This is a genomic window from Streptococcus handemini (genome assembly GCF_040984445.1).
GTDB lineage: Bacteria > Bacillota > Bacilli > Lactobacillales > Streptococcaceae > Streptococcus > Streptococcus handemini.
This window is the reverse complement of record NZ_JBFRYH010000100.1, coordinates 1-4,555: the sequence shown is the minus strand read 5'-3', so window position 1 is coordinate 4,555 and position 4,555 is coordinate 1. Positions and strand designations below refer to the sequence as shown.

The window sequence follows — 4,555 nt, the reverse complement described above, 5'->3', positions numbered from 1 at the left end:
TTCGATACGCACAACAACACGGTTTTAACGTCGTTTCATTTTAAAAATCAGGTTTCAAGACCTCTTTTTAGTATGCCCAAAATTTGGGTAAACAATAGCTCAATTAACTTTGACTTTTTTCAAACTTTTCTCCTTCTGGGAATGTCTCTAGCTTTTTCTCAAAGCTATCTGAATGGGCATGGACAGAAATGGTCTCTAATGTAAAGGGATGCGTAAAGGTAAGCTTGTGGGCATGGAGCATGAGCCTATCTGCAGCAATGTGGCTATATAGAGGGTCGCCGACAATCGCGTGTCCATGATGTGAGAGGTGGACGCGAATCTGGTGGGTTCGTCCTGTTTCCAATTGGCAGTTGACCAGACTATATTTGCCAGTCTCCCTTACGAGTGTAATCGTTGTTTTAGCCATTTGGCCGTTTTTAGGGTCAACGATTCGTTTGCGCCGATCATGACGATGCCGTCCGATTTTGTCTGTTATTGTCCATGTTTTTTTCGACAGATGACCTTGGCAGATGACCAAGTATTCACGGAAAATCACCTTGTCTTCCAAGAGTCGGTTGAGAATCGGTAGGATAAAAGGATTTTTGGCAAATAAGATAGCCCCACTCGTTTCTTTATCGAGGCGATGAACCACATAGCAGGTCTGCTGTACGTAAGCAGAAACATGATTCAGCAGGGCGATTTCAGAAGGTTCATTGCCATGTGTTTTCATGCCCTCTGGTTTATTGACAACAATCAGGTGCTCATCTTCATACAAGGCTTCCACAAGCTCGCTCTTCCCCCAAGGAATGGCTTTCTCCGGATAATCTTCCTCATCAAAGATTAACTCCATTTTATCTCCTGCTTGAATCCTGCTTTGCCAGTGGACAATCTGTTGATTGACCAGAACATGCTTTTTTGTTCGCAGGAAATGGCGGATTTTTCGTGGAATTAAAAAATAGTCTTCTAACAATTCCTTGACACTCATGGCGGGAAATTGTTCAGGAATGGTAATGGTATATTTCATAGAATTATAAACTAGAGGAGTGCTTTGGTTGCACCTTTTCAGCGGGATTGATAAAATGCATGGCATTGTTAACAGCAGTTGGCGCTTCTCCTAATCCTGTGGCAATCAAGTCAACCTTTCCAGCGTAGAAACAACAGTCTCCAACCGCATAAATCCCAGAGATAGAAGTTTCTTGCTTGCTATTGACCAAAATCCGATTGCGGTGCAAATCCAGCCCCCAGTCCTTCAAACTACCGACAGAAGATTTGAAGCCATAGTTGACAAAGAGGTGGTCAAAAGGCAAGGTCAGAGTGTCTTCACTTTTGACCTTGGCAAATTCAATCGCTGTCGCCTGTCCATTTTCTCCCTGGAGCGCCTTTGGAATGTATGGCGTATGAATTGTAACATCTGATGATTTTAAAGCTTCAACACTATGCTCCATAGCCCGGAAATTGTCCCTGCGGTGAACAATATGAGTCGTGTTAGCTAGCTCATTAAAGGCGAGTGACCAGTCAACCGCAGAATCCCCACCGCCAAGGACGACTACGTTTTGGTTTGCATATTGCTGGATATTTGCTACATGATAGTGGATATTTTCAAAGGTTTCAGCCTGTTCGATTTCTAGCGGACGTGGCTTGAAAGCACCGCCTCCCATGGCAATAATAACGGCTTTAGAAGCGTGTTCTCCCTTTGATGTGGTAATGGTAAACTGCTCTCCTTGCTCAATACTAGTCACCGTTTCGTTGAGGCAAATACTGGTTTCAAATGGGGCAAGTTGGGCTAGAAGATTATCTATCAATTCTTGTCCTGTCAAGCGAGGAAAAGCTGGGATATCCAGCATCGTTTTTTCAGGATATAGGATAGCAGGTTGGCCGCCTAGTTGGGGAAGTGAATCAATGATTTTCACCTTGGCCTGACGTAAATGTGCATAAAAAGCAGTAAATAGTCCTACAGGACCGCCTCCGATAATAGTAATATCATATAGTTCTGTCATTGGAATCCTCTTTTCAGTCAGAATATCTCTATTTTACCATAATATTGACAGGATGGTTGAAATGATAAACAAATGACAGTGTGGTCATTTGGAGTATTTGATATCACAAGGTGTATCGCTCTAATCCTTTTAGGTCTATGTACTTGATTTATTTTTATGCTGTTGTTCTGCTGGGGATGTCAATACCCTAGAGCTACTTCTAAAGGTTTTATCAGGCCGAATGGTGTAAAATATAGTATAATGGTACAAAATTAGTAGAAAGGAAGAGCGATATGAATGAATTTGACAGAAGAGAAGATGACGTAATGGAACAAGATTCACTTCCATTGAGACGAGGACGTCGTAAATTGACAGAAGGTGAAGCAAAACCAAAGAAAAAATCTCGTATCCCGGAGCCGATTCGCCGGTTCTGGCGGCGCTATCAACTAACGAAGATTTTTTTGATTATCTTTGGATTGCTAGTTTTAACGGTGGGAGGCTATTTATTTTTCCTAGCGAAAACGGCGAATGTTGGAGATTTGCAGGCTGCCCTAAAAGCAACGACAGTTATTTATGATAAGGATGGCAATGAAGCAGGCGCCTTGTCTGGACAAAAAGGAACTTATGTAGAACTAGATGCCATCAGTCCGAATTTGCAGCAGGCTGTTGTTGCGACGGAGGATCGCACTTTTTATAAAAATTCAGGAATCAATTACAAGCGAACCCTTCTTGCAGTACTGACTCTTGGAAAATCTGGCGGTGGCTCAACTATTACCCAGCAGCTGGCCAAAAATGCCTTTCTTACTCAAGATCAGACCATCAGTCGAAAAGCACGCGAGTATTTCCTTGCTCTTGAAATCAACAAAAAATATAGTAAGGAAGAAATTCTCACCATGTACCTAAATAATGCTTATTTTGGGAATGGTGCCTGGGGCGTTGAAGATGCAAGCCAGAAATACTTTGGGACATCAGCCAGTCAATTAACTGTAGAGCAAGCAGCGACGATTGCAGGGATGTTGAAAGGTCCTGAGATTTACAATCCTTACTATTCGATTGAATATGCCACCAACAGGAGAAATACCGTCCTTCAAGCGATGGTGGATGCCGGCTATATTGATCAAGCAACTGCAGATACCGATGCGCAGATTGATATTGGTAGTCAATTGAACGACACTTATGGAGGCAGGCAAAGCAATTACAATTATCCCTCGTATTTTGATGCGGTTCTAGCAGAAGCGATTGACCGCTATGGACTAAAGGAAAGTGATATTATTAACAATGGCTACCGCATCTACACGGAGTTAGACCAAAATTCGCAGACTAGTATGCAGCTGATTTATAATAATGAAAGCCTGTTCCCAAGTTCGGCTTATGATGGATCACATGCTCAATCAGCCAGTGTAGCAATGGAACCAGCTTCTGGTGCGGTGCGGGCTCTAGTCGGTCGGGTCAACAGTACAGGGGAGACAAGCTACCGCAGCTTTAATTTTGCGACCCAGGCTCAACGTAGCCCAGGTTCAACGATTAAACCGTTGGTTGCCTATACTCCCGCTGTTGCGGCAGGTTGGTCGATTGATAGGGAACTGGACAATCACACAGAAACCTACGGGACCTACACACTCCATAACTATGATTTTTCAACCTCAGAAACCGTGCCCATGTATCAAGCCTTAGCCATGTCTTATAACCTTCCCGCTGTTGCGGTTGTCAATACTGTAGGAATTGATAAGGCATTTGAGTATGGGAAAAAATTTGGCTTGAACATGGATAAGGTAGATCGAGTTTTGGGTGTTGCGATTGGGAGTGGCGTCTCTACTAACCCATTTGAAATGGCTCAAGCTTACGCAACCTTTGCAAATGGTGGCGTTATGAGAGATGCTCACCTGATTACTCGCATTGAAACAGCAAGTGGTAAGGTGTTGGTGAATCACAAGGGAGAGTCCACACGCATTATGGATAAGGCCGCTGCAGAGAAGATGACCTCCATGATGCTGGGAACCTTCAGCAATGGTACAGGAACTAACGCAACTGTTTACGGCTATACTCTTGCAGGAAAAACAGGGACAACGGAAACGAGTTTTGATGCTAGTTTGACAAATGACCAATGGCTAATCGGCTATACTCCAGACCTTGTCATCAGCCAGTGGGTTGGATTTGAAAAAACAGATGAGCAACACTATATCGATGACAGTAATTCCTGGATGGCTCCTGCAGTCTTCCAGATGGTAGCTAGCTCTATCTTGCCGAATACAGCTGGCACGGAGTTTACAGTTGAAAATGCCTATGTTCAAAATGGAATCGTTCCGTCAAGCCAATCAAATCCTATTCCAAACATCGGGAACTATCAAGAACATATCAACGATATCAAAAATAAAGCTCAGACCTTGCTGGAGCAAACCAAGCAAGAAATCATTGATGCTCAGCTTCCAGAACGCGCCAAAACCCTTTGGGATAATCTCAAGAGTTGGCACGACAAACGCATGAAGAAAAGATAGTTTTCAGAAAACGACATACATAGTGACAAAATCAATCAAAGTAGTAAACTAGAGATAGAGGTGACTACAATGATTGATTTTCTCGTTTCCATAGACTCCCAAAGT

General features: G+C 43.2%; 3 protein-coding genes. 1 reads left to right on the top strand and 2 read right to left on the bottom strand.

Translation table 11 applies throughout. The features are described 5' to 3' along the window. Positions 1–103: 103 nt before the first annotated feature. Positions 104–1,003 carry an RluA family pseudouridine synthase gene (locus ABPH35_RS10455; RefSeq protein WP_349989610.1) on the bottom strand — a complete coding sequence of 300 codons (900 nt, stop codon included), beginning with the start codon at positions 1,001–1,003 and terminating at the stop codon, positions 104–106. A 4-nt stretch (positions 1,004–1,007) separates the two neighbouring features. Then, positions 1,008–1,976: an NAD(P)/FAD-dependent oxidoreductase gene (locus ABPH35_RS10450; RefSeq protein WP_349989609.1), complete on the bottom strand. Its 969-nt coding sequence runs from the start codon at positions 1,974–1,976 to the stop codon at positions 1,008–1,010. 305 nt (positions 1,977–2,281) lie between these two features. On the opposite strand from ABPH35_RS10450, the gene pbp2a reads away from it, so the two are divergent. Next, entirely contained in the window at positions 2,282–4,450 is a 2,169-nt protein-coding gene (gene pbp2a / locus ABPH35_RS10445) for a penicillin-binding protein PBP2A (RefSeq protein ID WP_405054585.1), read from the top strand. Positions 4,451–4,555 lie beyond the last annotated feature (105 nt).